The sequence below is a fragment of the Candidatus Finniella inopinata genome (assembly GCF_004210305.1).
Taxonomy (GTDB): Bacteria; Pseudomonadota; Alphaproteobacteria; order Paracaedibacterales; family CAIULA01; genus Finniella; species Finniella inopinata_A.
In genome coordinates this window covers 1-25,313 of the sequence record NZ_SCFB01000005.1, presented here as the reverse complement: position 1 = coordinate 25,313, position 25,313 = coordinate 1, and the positions used below count along the sequence as shown (strand labels likewise).

Sequence of the window (25,313 nt, the reverse complement as noted above, 5' to 3'; positions counted from 1 at the left end):
TAATGCAAATACTTCTCGATCTTATAAAACATTTAATTCTGCAGATTTTTACTAAAATCACAACAGATAAAGATCTGTCTTCTCTCTGCAAAGCGTTAGCGCCTTTGAAATACCGACAGTCCCCGCAACAGATCAATAGCCCTTTGCAATTGGGCATCGATAAGATCAGCCTTGGTCGATTTAGAATTTTCCTGGGGTACAGTGTTTTCAATTGTAATATCCGGCTCTACCCCCCGTTCCTGAATGGCATGACCTTTCGGTGTATAGAATCGTGCCGTTGTTAACCGCACCCCCCCATGCCCTGGAATGCTAAATAAGGTTTGGACGGACCCTTTTCCGAAAGACCGCGTCCCCATAATAATCGCCCTTTTATGATCGCGAAGTGCGCCTGAGACAATTTCCGATGCTGAAGCCGTCCCTTTGTTTATAAGAACCACCATCGGCACCCCTTTCAACAAGTCATACCCCTTACTGTATAATTTTTGGTTATAGGCAGGATTGCGACTTTTGATCTCAACAATAAGGCCAGAATCCAGAAACTGGCTAGCCACCCCAACGGCTTGATCCAAGGCACCGCCAGGGTTATCCCTTAAGTCAAGGATCAACCCCTGCAATTTAGTGGGGGACTTTCTTAACCCCTTTAGAATCTCACCCAATTTGTAAGAGGCGTTCTCGCTAAAAAAGCTCAGGCGAATATAAGCCACCGTTTCTTTCATGACAAACCGTACGGGACTAACCTCGATCACAGCCCTTTTAAGCGTCACCACAAAAGGTTCGGCATCTTGGCGAACGATCGTGAGGGTTACTTCTGTACCAGGCGCCCCTTGCAAAGATTGCAAAACAATCTGATTGGAAAGCTTATGAACTTCTTGGTTGTTAATGTGCGTGATGGTGTCACCAGCCTTAATACCTGCCTTAAAAGCAGGGGTTTCGTCGATGGCAGCAATAACTTTGATAACCCCTTTGGTCACCAAAATCTCTAACCCCAAACCAGCAAAATCACCTTTCACCCGATCCGTCAAAGATTTGTAATCTTGGGCATTTAAGTAACCTGAATAAGGGTCCAGATTTGCCAAAAGCCCATTCAACGCCCCTTCAATAAGCTTTTCCTGAGGAACATCATCCACATAGTCTTGCCGGATTTTGTCAATAATTTCAGAAATCAAAGCTTCTAAATTTAAGCTGATCGCTTCTGAATCTTGGTCTTGTTCTTGATTGCAGCCAGTTAATGCCCACCCCAAAAGAAATAATATGATAAGGAATTTTGAGGATATCATCATGCCTTACCGCCCCAACAAGGTTTTTAACTCACGACGCACCTGGGCAATATCGTTACACAGCTTTATGATCTGCTCATTTTGATTTCTAAAGGGGCCCTCTAAAGACCGCATGGCTAAATTCTGGTGAACCAAAGCTTTAAGGTTTTTAAAGCATACCATGTGAATATGATGTGTGGAGAATTGTCTTTGCCTTAACCGATGTAGAACTTTTCCAATTTGACTTTGCTGTTGATGCCATTGTTCCAAAAGGATGCCCTCCCGTTGTTGAAGGGACACAATAGAGGGGTTAGCTGCGTACAGGTTTTGAATAAGACATAAAATAATGAAAGATAGTACTTTCATGGCTTCACAAGCAAAGATTGCCCGGTCATCTCAACCGGAATGGGATGCCCCAATATTTCCAGAATTGTGGGTGCTATATCACTTAATGCCCCCCCCGACCGTAATGTCCCTTCCCCTTGGTCCATCACCAAAAAAGGCACGGGATTGCACGTGTGGGCCGTATGAATATGCCCCTTATCGTCGGTCATTTGTTCCGCATTCCCATGGTCAGCTGTAACAATAACAGTCCAATTGTTGATAAGAGCCTCTTTTTCCAATTGCTTCAAACACCCATCAATCGTTTGAATCGCTTTTTTTGTGGCTTCTAAATTGCCTGTATGACCTACCATATCAGGGTTCGCATAGTTCACAATAACCAGTTCATGCTTACCTTGCTGAATGGCTTTAACCACGTTCTCTGTTACGACAGCCGCCGACATTTCTGGGTGCAAATCATACGTAGCCGCATCGGGCGATGGAATCAAAATCCGATCCTCTTGGTCAAATGGTTGTTCACGCCCACCATTAAAAAAGAAAGTGACGTGGGCATACTTCTCGGTTTCGGCTATGCGCAGTTGAGCCTTACCGGCACGGGCTATCACCTCGCCCAAACTGTTGTGCAAAGGGATTCTTGGGAAAATGGGAGGCAAATAGGGGGTCAAGTCATCCGAATATTCCGCCATCCCAATGGCAGCGGTCCATTTAATAAAATTAGAACGATCAGGAAAAGTTGGATTCACCAGCATGGTCAACAATTGGCGCACGCGATCAGCCCGAAAATTCACCATAAGAAGTCCCTGCCCATCCTCCATACCTTCATAAGACGGATCAATTACGCATGGAGGGATAAACTCATCCATAATACCCTGTTCATAAAAGAAATCAATCGCCTCAAACGCATCTTTAAAATGATGATCCGACTGGCCGTGAGCAATAGCCTGATAAGCCTTGGTCGTTCTATCCCATCGTTGGTCACGATCCATCGCGTAATAACGACCACTTAAAGTTGCCAGCTGAATTTGATCGTTCAAAAAGGGTTGCAAGGCTTTAATCGAATCTGTGGAGCTCTTCGGAGGGGTATCTCGGCCATCCAAAAACGCATGAATTTTGACAGGGATTTTAGCTTGATTCAAAATTTCCAACAAAGCAAAGAAGTGATCTTGATGGGAATGCACGCCGCCAGAGGATAACAACCCCATCACGTGACAAACACCTTTGTTTTGACTTAAGTCTGCGATCAAATCTTCAAGGGGCTCTTGGGTCTGTAAAGTTCCATCCGCAATCGCCTGATTAATCCTTGGTAAGTCTTGCATCATGACCCGTCCCAAGCCAATCGCCATATGACCAACTTCGGAATTGCCCATCTGTCCCTGGGGTAATCCCACTTTTGTTTCAGAGGCGGCAAGGGTTGTGTGGGGATATTTTAAGAGCATCTGCGCCCAATAAGTGGCAGCTAAACTGATGGCATTCGTTTCACTGGCCTCGGCAACACCCCAACCATCCAAAATACATAAAACAAGGCCCTTGGTTTTTGAATTACTCATTTTTAAAAAACAAAGTTATTTTTATTTGGTTAACCCTAGCAGAGTTGGATTTTCTTGCCCAGTGATTGTAGAAGGGACCCTAAAGCTGAAACAGCTAAAGGCACGACACATCGCCCCTCTTTTAACTTGATTTAAGCTTAACCCACCCTTATATCTGTGAATAATTCATAAAGGAGTTACATCATCATGAACATATTTTCAAAACCCCAGAAAAAGTTGAATATATTATTGTTTTCTTTGGTTTTAGCATTAAACTCTAGAGCAATAGCTTCATCAGCCTCGTCTTCTTCATCAGACTCCTCTGAAGTCATTCCAAATGAGCAAGTCATAAAACCACTACTGACGGAATACTCTCCTAGCGACGTTACGCTTATCAACCAAGATCTCGATAACATTCGAAAATTCTTCTTCGCAGGTAAGAAAACACTGGAAAAGCCCGTTTATGTGGCAACAGCAGGGGGGCCTGGTTCTAGTAAAACTACAATCCTTGAATCCTACATGCAGAATCATCCCGATCTGGATCTTACCTATATCGATCCTGACCAAGCTGCCCTTAAATACATGTTCACCTATATGATGGCTAAATCAAATTTCCAGATTGCACGAAGTCAAGCGGAAGGAAAGGATTACGCAGCCGTCTCAAGTCTTGCTTATAACAAATGGCGTGCGGCATCTAACTACATCGCAAACACCCTTCTCAATGAAGCAGTTAAGAATCGCTTTAATGTCAGCCACGGCACCACTTCTACAGGTGGCGCAATTGAGAATCTTTATAAGAACCTTAAACGTAACTGTTATAGAATTGTCCTCCTTCTGTGTGGCTCTGGTGATGAAAATCGTGAAAATGCCTTAAACCATCGCGAAAAAGTCCAAGCCTTTTACCAGGCTACCCATACTGATAGTGTTGAGAAAGGAAAGCTTTTTTATTCTCGGTTCCCAATTTACTTCCAGAACGCGGATGAGATAGAGATTTACTGGACAGGGGATTTTCTAAGGGGATCTAAAAAAGTCGCAACATTTGACCGTACAAAAGGCCTGAACGTTATTGATACGGCAGGCTTCAATATGTTTAAGGATGAGTACGAAAGGAATAAAGCTAAAGATTTACCTACTTTAGATGTGCTCACCACTTTAAAAACTTGATAGTTTTTTTCCTAAAGCCCCCGCCTTTTCGCGGGGGTTGATGACTAGATATTCAGATTTTCTTCTCACTTAATCTCTTGAATACCCCATTGTTCTTTATCAGTATCAAATCGATAGAATTTAGGCGTATCAAATTCAGCCTGGTATTTTACCAATCCTTGCCGTTCAAGACGATCACTCAGCAGCATCGCATCGAACCCTAAGGTTCCAATCAAATCCACATATTTAACAACCAATATTCTTTTGCTCTTAATCGCTTTAATGGCTTTTTCCAGATCTTCAAGGTTTGTTAACTTATACCCTTCTATGGCGGTTATTTTAATCGGCTGACTTGGGAAAAGAGGCATGTTACTTAAAAGTTCTTTAAAAGGCGACACAGAATCGCTGGGCGACATGTAAACGCTTGGCCCCAGATCGCCAATCATCAACCGTGATTGTTCGTTATCGGCAAACCAAGTAGCCCCCGCAAAACGAATAAAATGTTGTTGTTTATATGTTGTCAACACATAGGGGGTGATTTTGATTTCTTTAAGCTGACCGCCTCTATAAACGTGTAGGGTAATTTCCCTGTTTTTACCGCTGCCAACTAAATTTTCCAGTATGCTAGTATCTTTAACTTTGCTTTGATTAAGGATGGCTTCAAATTTATACAGTTCCGGACCTATCAGCTGGCCATCTATTTTCCAAATGATGTCGCCTCCCTCCAATTTGGTAAGGGCCTCAGATCCTGCGGCTCGCGAATCAACTATCAAGACTTTGTTATTTGCCTCTGGAAAAGCTGTCAGGTATTCCTCTGCAGCCTTAGAAGGAATCAACCCGGCTTCCACGCTGTCTCTAAGATCGCCATACGTCAAAGTAGTCCCAATGGAATATCGCGGAGGAGTTGTTTTCTCCTGCACATATTTCAAGGCATCTTTCACATATTGAATAGGTAAGGCAGCGCCAGAGACAAACTTGCCCCCACAAATAATTCCAACGACCTTACCATCCTCAGAGAAAACAGGGGAACCGCTGGCACCGCCGACCGTTAAACCAGAAAATCGAAAAGATTGGTCTGAAAAGGGTCCCATGTTTTCATAAATGCTAAACACCGTGCCCTTAAAGGTTGAGAACTCATCATTGGCTGAATTCCCCATGGAATAAACAGTGTCGTTTACTTTGGGACTTTGGTCGCTTAGTTCAAGCGCTAAGCTTTTTTTGGGAAGCTTTTCAGGGTCAACCCTTAAGAAAGCAAAATCGTGAAGAGGGTCAAAATATGCCAGTTTTGCTGGTGCCGTGGTGCCATCAGAAAATTTGATTTCATAGGTACAAACTGTATTGCCCACCACATGGTGATTGGTTGCAATCAATCCTTTTCCTAAATGAATAATGAATCCGGTCCCTGACCAAGAGGCCGCATCGCCGCTGCCCCCAATCTGGGCCTTTGTCTTAATGATCACAACACCTTGGCGAATGGTATCTAAAAGCTTTCTGCGATCGGAAAATTTTGATGTATCTTTTTTGTCAGTCTCTGACTTATCATTCTCCGGTTCTGCCATAGGGGCTGATGGTTGAGGAGAAGGTGTAGGCGCTTGCGGTGCCGCAAAAGGTGTGGATGCCATCAAAGGAGATGCCATTAATAATCCGATTACCGCCCCTGTCATATGTTTGAAAATACGCATAATCCTCGTCCTTTTTCTTAAAAATTCTTGGGCCCAAGATACACAAAATTGAGAGCTTAGAAATCAAAAAACAAAATTATGCCATGAAAGCGAAGGTTTGGGTTGCATGGCTAAATCCCAAAACATTTTTTGAAATTATGGGATTTTAGCTGCAACAACACTCTTAACTATAAATTAATTATTTCGAGTTTAAAATAAATCAATTGATCCATTTAAATCGAATTTATCATGAAAATAAAATTCATATTATTTAATATTTTTTTAATTTATTTCACTGTACCGTATCGACCGGGACTGAATCATCCTCCATCATTCGTGTCCATAATTTTGATATTAACCTAAAACCTAAATCATCAGGCTTAAACCATACAGAGTCAGATTTTCTAAAATGTCTGACACCTGCTGAACAGGCTTCATCTTATGGTGGTGAGCTGAAGCTTACCGATACGTCACTTCTTCCAGGCGCTGCCGTTAATAACCCAAGTCTGATAGAATATGCAGGAAACAAGTATATGACCTTTCGAGTTCATGTTCCAAAACATAACCCACCGCATTACGCAGAAACGTTTTTCGCAGAAGTTGATCAGAATTTTGGGATAACTTCCTATTGCCCACTCATTCGACTACCTAAAATCCAGGAGGATGAATGGTTGGTTGTTTTTCACGAAGATGCACGTTTGGTCGTTTTTAAAGATAAACTTTATGCAAGCTATGTCTCAGATGTTTCTTATCAAGATGATTCCTACCATTACCAATCATGCATGCAGGTCGGATCTTTTTCACCAGGTTATCAAATTGTAACTTCTTTTAGACCAAATATAGCTAATAATAACGCCAAAAACTGCTTACAAAATAACTGGTTATTTTTTGAAAAAGATCAAAGACTTCTGATCATGACCATTCTTGACCCAATGGTTGTTTATGATGCGACTGACAGCTTAGAAAATCCTAGAAAAATCACCGAGCAACCCAAAGTTATAAAGAACTGGCATTTTGGGCACATTAAAGCCTCTACCAATCCTATTTTCATTAATGAACTTGAAAGGTATTTATCATTTTTCCATTCTAACCTTCTTACAACTGACGGCATTAGGCAACATTTCTTAGGCGCTTTACTTTTTGACAGAAATTTCAATATAACCGAATATTCTAAAATCCCATTGTTTATGTCTACCCCTCACACACCAAGACATATGACAGCCAACACAATAATGCCTCATGGCTGCATTCGTGAGAACGACAATCTTCTATTATCTGTCGGCATCAATGATAAAATTTCTGGAATTATGAAATTACCGTTAAAAAATATACTAGCTACGCTTAGCCCCAGTCCCCCACAATCATTAAAAAGTGAAGTTGTCAGTCTCTCTGGAAAAACAACAGAAGATATAACCGATAAGATATTGGAAGATTTCTGTAGAGTCAATTTCACACCCTCCATTCGTGTCCATAATATAGATATTAAATTTCATCCTTCAGAATCATCACGGTTAAGCCATGCCGAGTCGGATTTTCTAAAATGTATAACACCCGCTGAACAGGTTTCTTCTTATGGTGGAAAATTGAAGCTTATCGATACGTCGGTTTTTTTAGGAACAGCAGCCCATAACCCAAGTCTGATAGAATATGCAGGAAACAGGTATATGACCTTTCGAGTTCATTTTCCAAAACATAACCCCCCTTATTACGCAGAAACGTTTTTTGCAAAAGTTGACCAGAATTTTGGAATAACTTCCTATTGTCCACTTATACAACTTCCAAAAATACCTGAGGATCAATGGCCGGTTGTCTTTCACGAAGATGCTCGATTGATGGTTTTCAAAAATAAACTTTATGCAAGCTATGTGTCGGATGTTTCTTATCAAGATGATTCCTATCATTACCAATCATGCATGAAAATAGGATCTTTCTCACCAGGTCAACAAATTATAACCTCTTCCAGGCCATGCATAGATAATAATAATACTAAAAACAGTTTACAAAAAAACTGGGCCTTTTTTGAAAAAGATCAAAGATTAATGATCATTACCATGCTTGATCCAATGGTTGTTTTTGATGCAACTGATAGCTTAAAAAATCCTAGAAAACTTATTGAAAAATCCTTAGTGATAAGAGATTGGCTTTTCGGGCGCATTAGAGCCTCTACCAATCCTATTTTCATTAATGAATGTAAAAGATATTTAACATTTTTCCATTCTCACCTTGTTACAACGGACGGCATTAGGCAATATTTCTTAGGGCTTCTACTGTTTGATAATGAATTCAATATAACCGATTATTCTAAAACACCCTTATTCGTTTCTACACCCCACCTAGAAAGACACATGGCAGCCAATACGATACTTCCATATGGTTGTATCCGGGAAAAAGACAATCTTCTATTATCTATCGGCATCAATGATAAAATTTCTGCCGTTATGGAACTGCCCTTGAAAAAGGTTTTAGAAACACTTAGCCCACATCCTTGTGAAAAAGAAAAAAAAGATATGACCGATAGAACAGCTGAGGATCCTTCCTCGGTCAACCTTGAGACTCCAACCTTTGCGTCTTTAGAAAGTAATTTTGTCAGTCCGCCTGCGCCAATTCTATCGCCAAGTTCATTAAATTCTCAAATAGCCGTTACGTTTATAGTCTCAGGAATTGACTTCAATTCAAGAAAGTACCTTACACAGCCAGGTGAAGGTTTATTAATAAGATATGGTCGCCCAAAACCTTGGAGACGAATATCAATTGATCCTTTTTTTGATGAGAATGCACCAACTTGTTCTGTTATTTTAAGCAACCGCAAGAGTATGTGCTTTTCTTTAAGTAATGGTAATCAAAGAGATGAGACTGTTATCGAATGGTCTTGGTCCGGGTCCGTAATGTTGACGCCTGAAATTTACGCATGGCAATTATGGAAAACTCACGGTTATGGAACCGCTATTGCAAAAGATCAAATTGATGACTGTGACGGTTGGTTGGCCCAAGGGAAAATAGACCTTACACAAGATAACATCCAAACTCTAACATACCAAATTCAACCCGGCGAAGGATCAGAATAAACCACCTTCTCAAAACAAAAAAAATACGCATAACATGTTTAAATTTATATTTGGAGATAAAAATGAATAAAGTCAAAAACTACATTTTACTATTAAATATTATAGCTTTTATATTTTGTGCACATATCGGCCATAGTACTACACTTTCAAAAAATGATGAGAAGCCAGTAACAGACGATTCGGCATTGCCTTCCTATTTTGATGATGGTTTCTACCAGGCACAATACGCTGATCAGTTAAAAGCTTCAGGGCAAAAACCTTTAGATCATTTTCTTTCCATTGCTTTTACCAAAGATTGGAACATCCACACGGACCCTAACGACTGGTTTAATACAACGTTGTACCTAAGAGCTTTTCCATGTGAAAGCAATCCCCTTAAAAACTTTTTAAATCAACCCCCCTTATCCATTAATGATTCCGCAGAGGTGATTGATGTCTACACAACAGAAACTGAATTTACCCGAACATGGCTTGCTGTTGAGGCGCTTATAAGACTCAATCAATTTAAAATTCATTTACATACTCCTGCAGACTTTAATCCAGAAATATCCAAGCGATTTATCCCTCAACAAAAAAGAGGGGTCAACGTGTTGCCTGACAATTCATCAAAGAAAAGCTTTTACCAGAGCCCCTTTTTGGATCGAATATTAGATCAAAGTGTGTACCATAAAGACAAGTGGTGGCATCGTGCTATATCTGCACACGATTATCCACGACCGTATTTGATGCACAGAGCTTATGGATATATTGAGATTGGGGAATGGCACAAACGATTACTTAACCCCTTAAGGGTCAATTTTCTTCATGCAGTAGAAGAACCTTTTCTTTATGCGTCTTATCCCTATTTTTCAACCAAACAATATAAGGAATATATCAAAAGAATTTCCAAGGGATTCGATCTGGTGTTTTTCCCTATCATTTTTGGGGAAAACACAAAAGTTATACCGGGTTATATGCAATCTTGGATTGACGTCAATACATTGAAAATCAATAAAGAATTTTCTATATCAAATTTATTGAGCACATCCCTAAATGGAGATGGAACTAATTTTAATAACCCTGAGTTTTTATATCAAGTCAGAGCTTTAATATGGAACGCTGAAAAAAGCCTAGAAAAGCCCACACGTTTCTATGTTTCCAAGCGTGATATAGAAAAATATCCTCAAGAATACCAAAGCCGCGTCTTGCCAACAGACACAAAGAAGTGGATTTTTGATAGTCAATTTAATATTGCCATAGAAAATTGCAGGCAAGTGAATTACATGACGGAAAAGTTATTGGGTTGTTTTGTGTCCTTAACAATTCCCATATATTTAGGCTGTCCTAACGTCCGTGATTACTTTGATGAAAGGGGCATGTTCATAGCCGAGACGGTTGAGGATATCATCTCAATGGCTCAATCGATCCAACCAGACACGTATGAGAAGATGCTGCCCTATTTACAAGAAAACAAAAAAAGAGCCGAAGCGTTAATGGAATTAGAATCAAAATATAAAGCTGAATTTTTTGAACGTATGGTGCCTTTGGTCAAAGGATAAAAATATTCAAAACCACGGGATAGCTCTCAAATCCGAGAAACTATCCCCTTTAAGCCATTTATTTAATATTGCTTTGCCTTAGCTTTTTCTTTCAAGTCTGCCAAATCCCCTTTACCAGCTATACGCATAATCCTCATCCTTTTTCTTAAAAATTCTTGGGCTCATGATACACAAAATTGAGGGCTTAGAAATCAAAAAAACCAAGTCATTTCCTGGTTTGTGGGTTTCTCCAAATATATTTCTAATAGAAAGAAATGGAGGTCACCTCAAAAACCACAGAAGGACATAAAAAAAGCAATTGATCTATTATTGACGCTTATATGTTTAGATGCTATTATGTAATATAAATTTTATATTTGAGTTTTATATGGGCGCTGTTAGGCACTTTATACTTGTATTATATATCATGTGTTTTAGCTTTTATACCCATGGTTCTGATTTTGAAAAAGCTGAGGATGAGACTAAAAAAGATGCAATTGCGTTGTCTTCGTATTTCGATAGTGATTTCTATCAAGCACAATACGCTGACCAGTTAAAAGCTTCTGGAAAAGAACCTTTAGATCATTTTCTTTCCATTGATTTTCATAAAGGTTGGTATACCCACACGGATCCAAATTCTTGGTTTAACACAACTTTGTACCAAAGAGCCTTTCCTTGTGAAGGCAATCCGCTTAAAGATTTTTTAAATCGACCCCCATTATCCATTAGTGATTCTGCAGAAGTCATTGATGTTTACGCAAAAGAAGATGAATTGACCAGAGCATGGCTTGCCGTTGAGGCGCTTATCAGACTCAATCGGTTTAAAATTAATCTACATATTTCGCCAGATACCAGTTTAAAAATGTGCATGCGATTTATCCCTCAAGTCAAAAGAGGAGTTAACCTTTTACCTGACAATTCATCGAAGAAAAGCTTTTACCACAGTATGTTTTTGAATCAAGTAATAGATCAAAACGTTTATCCTGAATTTGCGTGGAATCATGCTGTTTCTGCATGCAATCACCCACGACCACATTTGCTACACAGGGCCTATGTTTATAATAAGTCGTGGCATAAAGAATTGATTAACCCCCTAAGGATTAACTTTTTTCATTCTGTGGATGAACCTTTTTTCAACATATATTTTGAACGATTCACTGAATATGTCATGAGAATCTCTATGGGGTTTGATCGTGTATTTTTTCCTACTATCCTTGGCGAAAACACACGCGTAATACCAGGCTATATGCAGACCTGGATTGATTCTAGCTCCTTAGCGGAAAAGAAGGAGTATTCTATTTCCTTCCTTTTAAGTATGGGGGAAAATGGAATCGACTATAACCTCGAAGGGACTTCTTATAAGATAAGAGCCTCAATATGGAATGCGGAAAAAGATTTGGGTAACGGTAAGGGTAAGGATAAGACCACGCGTTTTTATGTCTCCAGACGAAACATCGCGAAATTTCCTGAATACGAGGGCCGTGCCCTCCCAACAGATTCAAAGAAACCAGTTTTTGACAGTCAATTTAATATAGCTATGGAAAATTGCAGACAAAAAAATTATTTCACAGAAAAATTACTGGGTTGTTTTGTGTCTTTAACAGTTCCCATATATTTAGGCTGCCCTAACGTCCGTGATTACTTTGATGAAAGGGGCATGTTCATAGCCGAAACAGCCGAAGAAATTATTTCGATTGCTCAATCGATCCAACCGGATACGTATGGCAAGATGTTGCCCTATTTGCAAGAAAATAAAAAAAGAGCCGAAGCATTATTAGGATTGGAAGCAAAACATAAAGCTGAATTTTTTGAACGTATGTTGCCTTTGGCCAAAGGGTAAACTGTTCAAAATCACGGGCCATCCCTTTCTGATTACTATTTAAGATTGCTTTGTCTTGGCTTTTTCTTTATTGTTTTGAGCATAACAAAGCCTCCTTGCTTAAAGAATGTTTAAGCTGTTGCTTGTTGCAAGTTACCAACCATAAGGAGTTTATTTAAGTTGAGATACTACGAGACCGTTTTTATTGTTCGACAGGATGTCACATCATCCCAGGTCGAAACCATGACCCAGCATTTCACAGCCCTTGTCAAAGAGCACGGCGGTGAAGTCACAAAGACCGAGTTCTGCGGATTAAGAGCCTTAGCCTATCCCATCAAAAAAAATAAAAAGGGGCATTATGTCCTTTTGAATATTGCTTGTCCTTTTAAAGGAATTGCAGAGATGGAACGCCAAATGAAATTAAACGAAGATATTTTGCGTTTCTTAAGTGTGCGTGTAGAAGCATTGGATAACAATCCATCAGCGTTAATGCAGCGTAACTACCGTGAAGATAGTAATTACTCATCTTTTAACGATAGTGAATTTGAGGGTGAGACTCCGCCCAATCGGCCAGCACAGCAGCAAGCTTATTAATTTTTGATGAGAGAATAATTTCATGTACAATAATCAATCCAATAGAAATCAAGATTCAGGCGCTGGTCGTGGCGAAGGCAACCGTGGCGAAGGCGGGAAGCCTATGGTTAAACGTCAGTTTTTTCGTCGGCGGAAAAGCTGCCCATTCTCAGGACCAAAGGCTTTAGTAATAGATCATAAAGATGTGCGCCTTTTGTCAAAATTCGTTTCAGATCGTGGCAAAATTATCCCCAGCCGCATCAGCTCTGTTTCATTAAAAAAACAGCGCGAGTTGTCTCAAGCTATTAAACGTTCCCGTTTCTTGGCCCTTATGCCATACGTTAATGGTTAAAAATTGCAGGAAGGGGCAGCCCCCCTTCCTCTTCTTATGATAACTTCTTTTTTTAATTTACCACCGCTTCTACAAACCACCTTAGCTGGCTTGGTATCGGCTTTGTGGGCAGTGATTATCCCCCAAATTCCAGTCATTGGTTTGATCCTAAGCCCTTTTTTACTGGTACCCTTGTTTTTTGTCAGTTTCAGCCTTGGCTTGAAAAGTGGACTACAAGCCGGATTAAGCGCCGTTTTTTTTGCTTTCCTTATTAGCAGTCCTTTGGCAGGCTACGCCTTTTTTATTCTTCATTTTATGCCTTTTATGGCCATTTCGGCCCTCTTCCTCTACCAGAAAAACGATCACTGGACGCATGCGCCTGGTATGATTTTGTCAAAAATGACGATGACTTTTTTGTTGTTGGTTCTAGGCGGGCTTGCCCTCTTGAACGCCCAAGAAATTGACTGGCAACAAAGCATCCTGCGGCATTTAGACCAAATGACAACGGCTTCCCCTTCCCTTTCCCCCATGATCGAACAAATGGTGGGTTGGCTGCCCAGCCTTGTGGGACTATCCATGATGGCCTCTTTAACCGCAAACGTTTATACAGCACAAACCCTCTTAAAAAAGGTTCATCGCAACCTTAGACATTTTCAAGGTGAGGCCTGGCAAGTCCCGACGTATTGGGACATTATGGTCGTTGTGAGCATGATGGCGTGGATGTTGTTCAAATTTTTATGTTTACCCCAAACCTTACTTATGGCCAAAACAGCGGCCCTTTTAAGCTGTGTCCCCCTTGGGTTTACGGGCTTTCGTATTTGTTATTTGCGTCTTAGCGCCTTGGCTTCAGGGCGCCTGTGGTTCCGCGTCCTTTGTATGGCCTGCTTTCTGCTTGTTTGGCCACTTGTTTTTATTGTATTGCTTGGGTTCATAGAACCATGGTATGCCTTAACACAGCGTTTTTCTCAAAATCAACGCAACACACACCATAACGACGATTAGTAGGGAGCTTCTAGGATGCAGGTCATCTTACTGGAAAGAATAGAAAAATTAGGGCAAATGGGACAAACTGTCACCGTAAAGCAGGGGTATGCGCGCAACTATTTGTTGCCCAAGAAAAAGGCATTGCGTGCCACAGAATCTAACGTAAAGCATTTTGAATCACAACGCGCTCAATTAGAGGCGCGCAATTTGACGCATCGAGCAGACGCTGAGCATGTCGCCAAAAAGATGGCCGGTCTGACCGTCACCTTGATCCGCCAAGCCAGCGAGGTCGGACATCTTTATGGTTCCGTTCGGGCGCAGGATATTGCTGAGGTTGTGCAAAACAAGGGCTATACGGTTACCAAAGGCCAAGTGGTTTTATCAGTTCCAATTAAAACATTGGGCATGCATCAGGCAAAAATTATGGTCCACCCAGAAGTTGAAGTCCTAATCACTGTTCAGATTGCCCAATCGGAAGAAGAAGCAAATGCGCAATTAGAAAAGCAAGCAGCTGCTAAGACTACTGAAGAAGCTTAAGAGTTACTAATTTTAACGATTCGTTAAACCCTTTAAGTTTAGACTTGTTTTAGCTTTATTTTAACAAGTCTTCCTCCATGATTAGTAAAATCTCAACGGTTGCTTTCCAAGGCATTCAGGCTGAAGAAGTAACCGTTGAAGTTCAAATGTCCCCTGGACTGCCGGCTTTCAATATCGTTGGATTGGCCGATAAAGCAGTTGGCGAATCACGCGAACGCGTTCGTGCCAGTTTCCATCATTTGGGCCTCATGGCGATTGCACTGACATCTCCTCAGCCTAGTTTTTAAAATTACGGTTTCTGCTATTTCCCAAACTTTTGTAGATTGATTTGATTTTGTAGGTTTTGAGAGATCTACTTCCTGTTTTTTTTATTTTTAGACACTATCCTCCCCTTTAAAAGACTTACCGTTTATATCAGTCAATCCGCTCAAACGCGCTTTAAATTGTGGTCAGCGGTTAGAATTTTCAATAAGTATTTGTTGTCCCAGCCTGCTACCTTCCGTCGACAGCTCACCCCTCGTTTATTCGTTTTTTCTTGCTTGAGTAGATTCAAAGCAATACGTCTCATGACAGCCAAATTCTTGGCCGCGTGGCCAACATGCACCTGGTTATGGTCTTCCCTAAAACCTACATCCAAAGACCAGTGCAGGTTAATTTCTATGTTCCAGTGTTTTCTGACAGCAACCATAAACTGATCAATATTTTCATAGGCTAAACTTGTTAGAAAGTAGCGGGTACTACGCTCAACCTGATTATTAGTTGTGCGTGTTGTTTCAAGCATGCCAACACCCTTTAACCCAGGCCAACGAAGTTGAAATACTGCCGGATCGCGTGCTGATACTAATGTATAGCGACGTGTTTCTATGCGACCATGATCATGGATCTTCTCTACTTTCCGTCGATTAAGCATCTTCTTGTACTGACGTGATTCTCCTATATGGAAAATTGCCTTGACCATTTCATGAAGCTTCGGTTGATTATCTTTTAGAGCTAATACGTAGTCTGCACCTTGAATTAAGATCTCTTCAGCAATTGACTGCTGACAACCCATGGCGTCAATGGTGACTGTACTACCAGTAACATCAATCATCTTGAGTAATTTTGGAATGGCTGTAATTTCATTGGATTTTTCATCCGTTTTAACTTGCCCTAAAAGAAGACTTTGATTGCTTGCCCAGGCACTTACAATGTGTAGGGCTTTTTTCTCTTTTCTTCTGTTGCCAGAACCCCGTAGCGTTTTTCCATCAATAGCAATAATCTCAGAATTAACATCGATAGAGAGTGACTTGATCCATGCATAAAAGCAGGATTCAAATTGCTCTGGGTCAAGTATGGAAAACACACGGCCAAAAGTATCATGAGATGGCACACCATTAGGCAGCTCGAGAAATGTTGATAACCAATCGTATTTGGCTTTGCCAAATTCACTAATATCAACCCAGTTATCAGCGCCACAAATTGTGGCCAATATTGTTATTACCAAGATATCGTGCAATTTGTGAAGCTTGTTGTGGTTATCAATACGAGGATCGGCAAGAGGTTCAAAATGTTTGAGGAAAGTATCTGATAACTGCATCCCTGTTTCCTTTTTCTTTATTGAGAAAAAAGAATAATAACAACGGATAGAACAGCAGAAAAGCCGAATAAAAAATTAGGAAATAATTTTTAGAATACTAAACTAATTTTCAGTGCAATCGCCATGGGTGTTTAACGAAGAAGTTATCTTTAAGAAGGCTAATTTTTCCACTCATCCGGAGTCAGATTTTGAGGGCTTGTTGTCGGACTGAAAGACAAGTTGTCTCCAGACATCCAAATAACCTTCCCCTTTGCATCCTTTTTGATGTATTTATAATTTATTATGGGCTTGCTAGCTGCAATAGTACGACTGCCCGTCCAGTTTGGATAATTTGGGCAAGTTAATCGAAGCGCTTGATTAATATCCCAATTTCCCAATTCTGGAATATCACCTACCAGGTAAATATTTTGACCCCAAACCGTATTAGCAGTTACAGAAAAATTTACATTTATATTGGCCCCAGAACTTGAAATAAACCAAAAATCAAAACATAAATAAGGGGATGCGACGTAATCATACGGCATGGAATAGTAACCCTTGTTACCATTCCATGTTCCCCAAGAGTTTCGTGCTGTAAATCGCCGGCTCACGTCATCATACCCAACCAGCATCAGCTCGTGCCCCCCATTCAGTGATTCATTCGCTGGGTCAGGTATGGGCACAACCCCACCATTCCATAAAGAAGACCAGAAAGAATTGTACACCAACAGGCCAATAAGGACAGGAACATTTCTGCTTAAATATTGTTTGATGGTATCTAAATCTTGAGGGACTGGACCGTAAGCCAGAGCAACATTACTGAGTCCGGCGCTATAACACGGGTCGTTTGGTTGTTGGCTAAAAAAGAGGGGTGATGGACCATACGAAACATCACTGTAAGGCCATGACGTTTCATAACACGCCCCGTATTCTGCTATGGCAAGAACGCTGGTGGAGACAAAGGCCCCTGTGTCTTGGGTAGGATCCCATCCCAAAATACGGGCTCTTTCATTATAATAAATAAATAAACGGGATGGAGCATTAGGTCTTACCCCTTGCAAGATACTTAGATATTGTAAAGCCCCCGCTGAAGCATTGGCCGTGCAAGATCCAAGCCCGGCTTGGTCGTATACAGGAAAAATTTCTGCAGCCTTGTCGACGCCTCCAATAGCAGTGCGCATATCATAAGAGGGCGGAAGCGGCGCAGACGTTCTCTTAAGCGCCTCAGCAGTAGCCTTCCCTCTTTTCGCAGCTGGATGCTGCAATAACTTCTCAAGAACTTGGGGTGGGACGCCATCACGACGCAGATTACATTTATATCGAATTTGAGAGGTTGGATTTTTAAGGGCTTGCCCATCTTCTGTGGCTGAAAAACCTCCTGAGGAAGAAAGCAGCGATAAGACGAAGACTGCGGTCTTTATAAAATATTTATTGAAACTAAAAGCCATTTAATATTGTGATTTACAGATTTGTGTTAAATATATTATATGCCTCTATATGTTAATATTTAATTAAAGAAGAATTTTTTTCACAAGGCCTATTAGATTAATTCTTCGTTAAAAACCCCCTGGCTTGATCCGTCAACTCATCCATAATTTCTTGAACGGTTTGCTCTTTCGTAATCAGCCCTACGCTTTGCCCCGCCATCAGGGAACCATTCTCGATATCCCCATCAATAACAGCTTTTCGCAAAGCCCCCGCCCAATAGTGTTCAATTTTTAACTGGGCCTGTTTTAAATCAAGTTGGCCGGCATCAAACTCTTGAATGACCTCGGCCTGAATTTTCATGAACTGTTGACTGGCTGGGTTGGTCAGCGCCCGCACGGGAATAACGGGGAATCGGGGGTCAAGCTGAACCGATACGGCAGCATCCCGGGCCTGGGCACGAATAAAGGCTTTTTTGAAATCAGGGTGCGCCGGCGATTCGGTCGCGCACACAAAACGCGTCCCCAACTGACAACCGGCCGCCCCCATCCGCAAATAGCTGACAATCGTCTCACCGCGACCAATACCACCAGCCACAAAGACCGGAATATCGTGAACGTGGGGAAGGATTTCTTGGGCCAAAACACTGGTCGAGACGGGCCCAATATGCCCACCGGCTTCATTACCCTCTATTATCAGGGCATCGACGCCCATTTTTCCAAGCTTTCGGGCAATGACCAAAGCAGGGGCAAAACCGATAACCTTGCACCCATGATCTTTCAACCGTTGAATACTGGCAGCTTTGGGAAGCCCACCGGCCAGGACAACATGACCTATTTTATAACGCCCGCACACATCAATCAAATCATCCAAATCTGGGTGCATGGTAATCAAATTCACGCCAAATGGTTTTTGGGTCAGATGTTGGGTTTTATCTATTTCGGCTGCTAACAATTCTGTGTTCATCGACCCACAGGCTATGACGCCAAAGCCACCTGCATTAGAAATTGCCGCCACTAACGTGTGATTGGAAACCCACGACATGGCTCCCGCTAATATGGCTGTTTTGGTCCCTAAAAACGTCGTCCCTTTTCCCCACAGCTTTTCTAAGGTCATCATGCAGCAACCTTTTCTAATTCATACGCTTGGTGAAGGGCGTTCAAGGCCACATCTGTGTGGTGTTTATCGATAATGACGCATAGTTTAATTTCCGACGTGGTCATCAACTGTACAGAAATATTGTGAATAGCTAAGGTTTGAAACAAAAGCTGAAGGCTGTTCAAATCGCTTCGAATGCCAACGCCAATAATAGAAATCTTGACGATGTCTGTATCAATATCCAGCTGAGAATAAGGGATGATCTTTTGAACCTCCTTCAACACGTGCTGGGCTCGTTCAAGGTTGGAATGCAACAAGGTAAAGGTCAAATCCACGTGATCATGGACGACACTGGTTTGAACAATCATGTCAATCGGGATAGCGTTCTCTGCCAAGTGCGAGAAAATTGTCGCAACACTTTGGGCGTGGTTTGGAATATTTTTGATGGTGATTCTTACATCATTTTGACTGTGGGCGATGCCACTGACCAATGTACTTTCCACATTTTCCCTTTCTTTGACGATATCTGTGCCTGGGGTTTCCACAAAACTTGATAAAACGCGCAGCTTAACACCATGTTTCATGGCTAATTCGACGGATCGCGCCTGCAAGACTTTAGCACCTTGGGCTGCCATCTCAAACATCTCATCATACGTAATGCGCGATAATTTGCGCGCATTTGCCACCAATCTAGGGTCAGCGTTGTACACGCCATCAACGTCCGTATAAATATCACATCGATCCGCATTTAAGGCGGCGGCCAAAGCCACAGCGGTCGTATCTGACCCCCCACGGCCCAATGTTGTCAAACGCCCCTCAGAATTAACACCTTGAAACCCAGCCACTACGGGGATTCTTTTGTGCCGCAGGCATTCTTCTAAACGCGCTGTGGAAATATTTGAAATGCGACCTTGTGATGGCGTGTCATCGGTCTGAATGGGAATTTGCCATGCTAGATAGGAACGTGACTGAAACCCCAGTTGGGACAAGGCCAAAGCAAGTAAGCCAGATGTTATCTGCTCTCCTGATGATAAAACAACGTCATGTTCATTGGTTAATTTATCGGGACATAGGCTGTGGGCATATTCAACGAGTTTGTTGGTAATACCCGCCATAGCAGAGACGACAACAACCAATTCATGGCCTGCATCGGCTTGCTTTTTGATGATATGGGCGACATGCTGCAATCGTGTGACATTCGCCACCGACGTGCCCCCAAATTTTAAAACATAACGGGCCATAACATACGTTGAATAACTTTATTGTTTAATCGTGGAGACTATATTAGTAGCGTATCTACCCTAAGAAGTCATCGTAAAAAAACCGATGAAGGGGTGATCAAAAAATTTTGAAATTAATTTACTTTAATTTAGCTGAAAATGCTATAAACATGAGGTCAATTTTTAATATTTTAAATAAGAGTATTTATGAGTAAGCGTTTTAGTTTTTTAATAATAACCAGTGCCTTGATGTGTTCCGGCTATGCGAGTGGGGCCTCCAGCAGCACTCAAAATCTGAATTATGATAATCCAAATGATTGGGCAGCCAAGTATAACTACATGAAAACACATCATCCCGCTGAGTTAAGACAGTATAAAGAAAGGGTTGGAAATATTAAAACCCAGAGTCGCCAAAACTTAGAAAATGCTTTTAGAAAAAATGGATGGAATGCCGTGCTGGAAAATGGATGGGAAGAAGTCGCTGACTGGGAATATGATTACCAATCTTTTTTTAACGAAGAAACGATAGAAGATTCTGAGATGGAAGCTATTTTGAAAAGCTCTGTAGATTGGTGCAGTATTAGTGCAACAACAACCCGGAATGGATTGTTTAATGTGCATTTTGAGCGAACTGCCCATGACAAAGATTCGATACCCTGTGAACATTTAACCGTAACAAGAACCTTCCGTTACAAGATGCCTTCTTTCAAAGATACCAACACAAAGTAACCCTTTTAGCTGAAAACATGAAAAAGCGCGCCCATCAGCGCGCTTTTTTGTCGCATGCAACTGATTGTGAGGATTAGGATGTTAGTGACATTCATGACAAAACATATTGCATTTTCCAACAACGGCGTCTATCCTGAAACAGTATTTACATGAGGTTATCTGTGACTTTACTTATCTTAAAACGACATTGGCGATGGCCAGCCAGCTGCTAAATTCAGCACACGCATTCCTATGTCTGTCGCGCTAGACGGTATTTCTAGCCGATATTTTTTAAGATAAGAGAGATACAAATGTTTACGAAACCTTTCAATTCAATTCTTAAATACATTCTGTTCACATTTTTAATCGCCTTTTCGGCATACTTGACGTTTTCCCTCACCAAGGATCTTTATCTGTCGACCCCTGGTAAACCCCACAGAATTATTGCTATTACGCAAATTGCCCCTCATCCCTCTTTGGACGAGATTCGTCGTGGTATTATGGATGTGCTCAGTGCTGAAAATCTGAAGGCAGAAAAAATCAAACCTGTTGAAATTTTGTTTGAAAATGCCCAGGGAAATGTGGCGACGGCCACACAAATTGCCACCAAATTTGTCGGCCTAAAACCTTTGGTGATGGTCCCTATCACCACGCCATCTGCGCAAAGCATACACAGTGCCGCGAAAGGTCATGATTTGCCAATTGTTTTTGCCGGAATCTCTGACCCAGCAACGGCTAAGCTTTTGCCGACCGAAGAGGCACCATTCATTACAGGTGTCAGCGCTTTGGGCCCGATAGAACAGCAGGCTAAGTTGATTGTTGATGTTTTGGTAGACACTCCTTTGAAAACAGTTGGGATTATTTTCAATCCTGGGGAGGCGAACTCCGTGCGGATGGTTGAATTGATTACCCAATATTTAGAAGCCTTTAAGATAAAGGTTATCCAGGCGACAGCTACCAACACCAAAGAAGTTTCAACGGCTGTCCAATCGTTGGTGGGCAAGGTGTCCGCCCTTTATCTGCCGAATGACAACACCGTTATTTCCGCATTAGAGACTGTTTTGAAAACAGCCCAGCTTCACAAAATACCCGTTTTCTCCTCTGATCCCGAATCAGTTTCTAGGGGATGCTTGGCCTGTATCGCACCTGACCAATATGCGGTAGGTGAACAGGTAGGACACTTGGTTATAAAACTTTTGAAAGGGGATTCCATCAAAAGTTTGCCCGTGGAAGTTGCCCATGAAAATGTTTTTGTTTTGAACTTGAAGGTGGCTAAAGACTTGGGCATCGTCATCAAGCCAGAGCTTATTGAAAAAGCTGATTCTCTTATCAAACCCCTTGCCTAAAGCGGAGACCCCTTATGTTTAAAATTCTAAAATGGCTGATCGTCATCGTTATGATGGGCGGTATTTTATTAATGGCCCAAAAATACTTGCGCGATGATCAAACACTGCCTAAAGAAAAAATGCTGTCCATAGGTGTCATTCAAGTTATTGAACACCCGGCCCTTGATCAAACACGACAAGGTATTTTAGATGAATTGAAAGAGGCGGGCCTGATTCCCTTGGAAACGATGCAATGGGTTTATGAATCAGCCCAAGGTAACCCGGCCTTAGCAGCCCAAGTGGCTCAAAAATTTGTCGGTCAAAAAGTCGACCTGATCGTGACATTGGGGACAACCCCTTCCCAGGCTGCCGTTCAGGCCACTCAAACTCCACCCCACATTCCTGTTGTTTTTGCCTCGGTCACAGATCCGGTTTCGGCCAAGTTGATAACCAATCCCCAACAACCAGATTTAAATGTTACTGGCGTTTCCAATTACGTTGATGTCGATAAACAGTTTGAAGCCTTTTTGAAAGTATTTAAACCATTAAAGAAATTGGGTATCTTGTATAACCCGGGCGAGGCGAACTCGGTGATTTTGGTTGAGAAAATGCAAGAAAGTGCGAAAAAGTATGACATCACTTTGATCTTGGCCCCAGCTGGTAAAGCGACTGAAGTCCTGGCCGCAGCCCAAAACCTGGTTGGAAAGGTCGATGCGATATTTATCAATAATGATAACACGGCCCTGGCGGCTTTTGGTGGAGTCGCCAAAGTTGGCGAGCAAAACAACATTCCGATCTTTGTCAGTGATGTGGACTTTATTGCCAAGGGTGCTGTCGCCGCGTTGGGTCCTGATCAATATGCGTTGGGTCGTCAAACAGGAAAAATGATCATTAAAGTACTGAAGGATCGTCTGCCAATTAATCAAATTCCAGTAGAATGGCCGTCCAAAGTTGAGCTAAAAATCAATTTCGACATTGCCCGCAAACTTGGGCTGCAACTTGTTGGAAATTTAGCGAATGATGCGCAAGCTGGCAATTAGACAATGAAAGAACCCTTAACCGATTTTGGTTTTGAAGATATTCCCGTTGGTGAAAAAACGGGGAGGGTTCGGGATTTGTTTTCTAAGGTTTCTTCCCGGTATGATTTAATGAATGACCTGATGAGTTTGGGTCTTCATCGGTGTTGGAAAAAGTCGTTTGTTCATCGCTTGCCGCTTCAGACAGAATTTCGCATTTTAGATGTGGCGGGAGGGACAGGCGACATCGCCCTTTTGATCCAAAAAATGTACCCTCATTTAAGCTTACAGATTTCTGTTGTTGATTTAACGCCTTCCATGTTGGAAGAAGGGCGGGACAAAGCCGTCAACGAGGGGCTGTTAAAGGGCCTAGAATGGTTTTGTGGCAATGCTGAGCAATTGCCGTGGCCCGATGGTACGTTTGACATTTACACCGTTGCGTTTGGCATGCGCAACATCACCGATAAAGATCAAGCTTTGAGGGAAGCCTGGCGCGTTTTGAAGCCGGGTGGGTGGTTTTTTTGCCTGGAATTCAGTCAAGTGACGATTCCCTCTTTGGCAAAACTTTATGATCTGTATTCTTTTCAGGTTTTACCCAGAATCGGCCAGTGGGTCTCTAAAAACGAAGCCGCATACCAGTATTTGGTGGAAAGCATTCGTCAATTTCCCAACCAAGAGCAATGGAAACAAAACATTGAACAGGCTGGATTTGAAGGCGTCAGCTTTGAAAACTGGTCGGGAGGGATAGTTTCCATGCATCGGGCTAAAAAATAACTAAATTTTTAAAATAAATGTTGTAAAAATAAACTAAATACCTGACAATTCCTCTGTTCTTATCTAACCAACAGAGGATTCCATATGTGTTCATTGGAAATTGTGCGTTCTTTTTTTATCTTAATTTTTTTCACCTGTCTGTCTTCGGCGGCTTTTTCAAGTCATTCGAATGCTTCGGGCTATTCAAGTTGCGAAGACAACTCTCCTACTTTTTCTGGGATAGCAAGCCAAACCGCTACCCCCATGTCAATGTCAGCAAGTGTATCACCCTACAGCTTGTGTCGTTCAACCCCTGCTTCTGTCGATATGTCTGGTTCACCAGCCCTCAAGCTCCTGCAACTTCCGACGCCAATTTTTCCAAGCTTAAATGAGGGGTCTGTGACGAAAACACCAACAACTTTCAATTTGGATAGGTCCATTTTTCATACCGAGGAGAAAAAAGCATCTAGAACTATGGTTAAGGAAATTTTCTTTTCAGGTTTACCGGCTCTAAAAGGCTTGACGGCAACAGAATCCATCACGGCCTATCGGATTCTTGTAGAAAAGGTTGAAGTATCCTTGCAAAACAAAAAAGGCGATGCTCTTTTTCAGGGACTTTCACTGCGTATTCGTGACCTAACAACGTGCACTGTTTCTTCAGGAATGACCATATTATCAAGACTGCAAAATATTGACGGTTGGTGTTCTAAAACTATGGATCATCATTGGTCTGTTTATCGTCACGCTTGCCATTTATTAGATATAGCTGCTCAAAATGAGGTCGATTGGAAACAAGCCTCCTATGGTATAGCAGAAGCTGTGGCAGGACATTATGAAGTTATTGCATCAACCCTTGATTCTCTATTGCATAAATTTGATGAATTAGTCCTTGAACAAAAAGAAAATGAAGAATCAGTAGAACAATATAAGGCTGTATTAAAAGTTTTTTCAGCACTGACTCATGACACGCCTGGCCTGCTGGAAGGAGCTTTTGATAAAAAAACCTTACCTGAGTTTTTAGACCATATTGGAGCACAAACTTTGAAAGGTAGAGACGGTATGAAACGATTGATCGACTTATTTTTTTCGATAAGCAAGTCTTTTATTGATCTGCCAAATGCACAAACAGGCACCCAACTGAGTCGAAAGTTCCAAAATGATATAACGCCCATACTGGCTAAATATAGAGATATCGCGACCAAAAAGCATCCTTTTGGCAGGTGCTGTCCTTAATCCAGGAACAAGGTGACAGGTTCCAGAGTTTCCCAACGATCAGGATTCCCTTCGCTCAAGATGGGAATCCCAACACTAACCTAAAGCGCTCATCACGATGAGCGATGGGCGAGGCAACTATTGTATTTCCTGGTGTCTATCACCAGGAACCATGGCGATTGCACTGACATCTCCTCAGCCTAGTTTTTAAAATTACGGTTTCTGCTATTTCCCAAACTTTTGTAGA

General features: G+C 41.6%; 21 protein-coding genes and 1 pseudogene. 14 read left to right on the top strand and 8 right to left on the bottom strand.

All coding sequences use genetic code 11. The features are described from left to right. Positions 1-95: 95 nt before the first annotated feature. Genes EQU50_RS03735 through gpmI form a run of 3 tightly spaced genes read right to left on the bottom strand, consistent with a single transcriptional unit; the run spans position 96 to position 3,145 of the window. A complete protein-coding gene (locus EQU50_RS03735) occupies positions 96-1,280 on the bottom strand; it encodes a S41 family peptidase (protein WP_130153813.1) in 1,185 nt (394 codons plus the stop codon). 3 nt (positions 1,281-1,283) lie between these two features. Further along, entirely contained in the window at positions 1,284-1,622 is a 339-nt protein-coding gene (locus EQU50_RS03730; RefSeq protein WP_130153812.1) for a hypothetical protein, read from the bottom strand. After that, a complete protein-coding gene (gene gpmI / locus EQU50_RS03725) occupies positions 1,619-3,145 on the bottom strand; it encodes a 2,3-bisphosphoglycerate-independent phosphoglycerate mutase (protein ID WP_130153811.1) in 1,527 nt (508 codons plus the stop codon). The genes EQU50_RS03730 and gpmI overlap by 4 nt, the downstream gene beginning before the upstream one ends. 186 nt (positions 3,146-3,331) lie before the next feature. On the opposite strand from gpmI, the gene EQU50_RS03720 reads away from it, so the two are divergent. Then, positions 3,332-4,288, top strand: coding sequence for a hypothetical protein (locus EQU50_RS03720; RefSeq protein WP_130153810.1), 957 nt, complete (start codon positions 3,332-3,334; stop codon positions 4,286-4,288). A gap of 65 nt (positions 4,289-4,353) precedes the next feature. Here the strand turns inward: EQU50_RS03720 and EQU50_RS03715 are convergent, their stop codons facing one another. Further along, entirely contained in the window at positions 4,354-5,949 is a 1,596-nt protein-coding gene (locus EQU50_RS03715; protein WP_130153809.1) for a serine protease, read from the bottom strand. Positions 5,950-6,461: 512 nt separating this feature from the next. Between EQU50_RS03715 and EQU50_RS03710 the strand changes: the two genes are divergently transcribed. The 8 genes and pseudogenes from EQU50_RS03710 to EQU50_RS03675 form a co-directional block, all read left to right on the top strand. Continuing rightward, positions 6,462-8,993 carry a hypothetical protein gene (locus tag EQU50_RS03710; RefSeq protein ID WP_130153808.1) on the top strand — a complete coding sequence of 844 codons (2,532 nt, stop codon included), beginning with the start codon at positions 6,462-6,464 and terminating at the stop codon, positions 8,991-8,993. Between the two features lie 62 nt (positions 8,994-9,055). Beyond that, positions 9,056-10,531, top strand: a complete 1,476-nt coding sequence (locus EQU50_RS03705; protein WP_130153807.1) for a hypothetical protein — start codon at positions 9,056-9,058, stop codon at positions 10,529-10,531. Between the two features lie 406 nt (positions 10,532-10,937). Next, positions 10,938-12,350, top strand: coding sequence for a hypothetical protein (locus EQU50_RS03700; protein ID WP_130153806.1), 1,413 nt, complete (start codon positions 10,938-10,940; stop codon positions 12,348-12,350). Positions 12,351-12,509: 159 nt separating this feature from the next. After that, positions 12,510-12,923, top strand: coding sequence for a 30S ribosomal protein S6 (gene rpsF, locus EQU50_RS03695; RefSeq protein WP_130153805.1), 414 nt, complete (start codon positions 12,510-12,512; stop codon positions 12,921-12,923). 103 nt (positions 12,924-13,026) lie between these two features. Next, entirely contained in the window at positions 13,027-13,254 is a 228-nt protein-coding gene (rpsR, locus tag EQU50_RS03690; protein WP_130154043.1) for a 30S ribosomal protein S18, read from the top strand. Between the two features lie 36 nt (positions 13,255-13,290). After that, positions 13,291-14,235 carry a hypothetical protein gene (locus EQU50_RS03685; protein WP_130153804.1) on the top strand — a complete coding sequence of 315 codons (945 nt, stop codon included), beginning with the start codon at positions 13,291-13,293 and terminating at the stop codon, positions 14,233-14,235. A gap of 15 nt (positions 14,236-14,250) precedes the next feature. Further along, positions 14,251-14,754 (top strand): 50S ribosomal protein L9, encoded by a 504-nt coding sequence (gene rplI / locus EQU50_RS03680; protein WP_130153803.1) that lies wholly within the window; start codon positions 14,251-14,253, stop codon positions 14,752-14,754. Positions 14,755-14,831: 77 nt separating this feature from the next. Beyond that, positions 14,832-15,002: pseudogene (locus EQU50_RS03675) on the top strand (magnesium chelatase domain-containing protein); the annotation flags it as partial. Positions 15,003-15,181: 179 nt separating this feature from the next. Here the strand turns inward: EQU50_RS03675 and EQU50_RS03670 are convergent. The 4 genes from EQU50_RS03670 to EQU50_RS03655 form a co-directional block, all read right to left on the bottom strand. Beyond that, complete coding sequence (locus tag EQU50_RS03670; RefSeq protein ID WP_130153184.1) at positions 15,182-16,330, bottom strand: ISAs1 family transposase; 1,149 nt, start codon at positions 16,328-16,330, stop codon at positions 15,182-15,184. Positions 16,331-16,488: 158 nt separating this feature from the next. After that, complete coding sequence (locus EQU50_RS03665; RefSeq protein ID WP_130153801.1) at positions 16,489-17,757, bottom strand: carbohydrate-binding module family 20 domain-containing protein; 1,269 nt, start codon at positions 17,755-17,757, stop codon at positions 16,489-16,491. 97 nt (positions 17,758-17,854) lie between these two features. After that, positions 17,855-18,853: an NAD(P)H-dependent flavin oxidoreductase gene (locus EQU50_RS03660; RefSeq protein ID WP_130153800.1), complete on the bottom strand. Its 999-nt coding sequence runs from the start codon at positions 18,851-18,853 to the stop codon at positions 17,855-17,857. Then, complete coding sequence (locus tag EQU50_RS03655; protein WP_130153799.1) at positions 18,850-20,073, bottom strand: aspartate kinase; 1,224 nt, start codon at positions 20,071-20,073, stop codon at positions 18,850-18,852. Before EQU50_RS03655 ends, EQU50_RS03660 begins: the two co-directional genes overlap by 4 nt. Positions 20,074-20,259: 186 nt before the next feature. Here EQU50_RS03655 and EQU50_RS03650 point away from each other — a divergent pair, with 186 nt between their 5' ends. From EQU50_RS03650 to EQU50_RS03630, 5 genes are all read left to right on the top strand, one after another. Continuing rightward, positions 20,260-20,781 (top strand): hypothetical protein, encoded by a 522-nt coding sequence (locus EQU50_RS03650; RefSeq protein ID WP_130153798.1) that lies wholly within the window; start codon positions 20,260-20,262, stop codon positions 20,779-20,781. A gap of 290 nt (positions 20,782-21,071) precedes the next feature. Next, positions 21,072-22,106, top strand: coding sequence for an ABC transporter substrate-binding protein (locus EQU50_RS03645; protein WP_130153797.1), 1,035 nt, complete (start codon positions 21,072-21,074; stop codon positions 22,104-22,106). Positions 22,107-22,120: 14 nt separating this feature from the next. Beyond that, on the top strand, positions 22,121-23,125 hold the full coding sequence (locus EQU50_RS03640) for an ABC transporter substrate-binding protein (protein WP_130153796.1): 1,005 nt from the start codon (positions 22,121-22,123) through the stop codon (positions 23,123-23,125). 3 nt (positions 23,126-23,128) lie between these two features. Continuing rightward, positions 23,129-23,875: a class I SAM-dependent methyltransferase gene (locus tag EQU50_RS03635; RefSeq protein ID WP_130153795.1), complete on the top strand. Its 747-nt coding sequence runs from the start codon at positions 23,129-23,131 to the stop codon at positions 23,873-23,875. Positions 23,876-24,253: 378 nt separating this feature from the next. After that, positions 24,254-25,087: a hypothetical protein gene (locus EQU50_RS03630; protein ID WP_130153794.1), complete on the top strand. Its 834-nt coding sequence runs from the start codon at positions 24,254-24,256 to the stop codon at positions 25,085-25,087. The last annotated feature ends 226 nt before the right edge of the window (positions 25,088-25,313 follow it).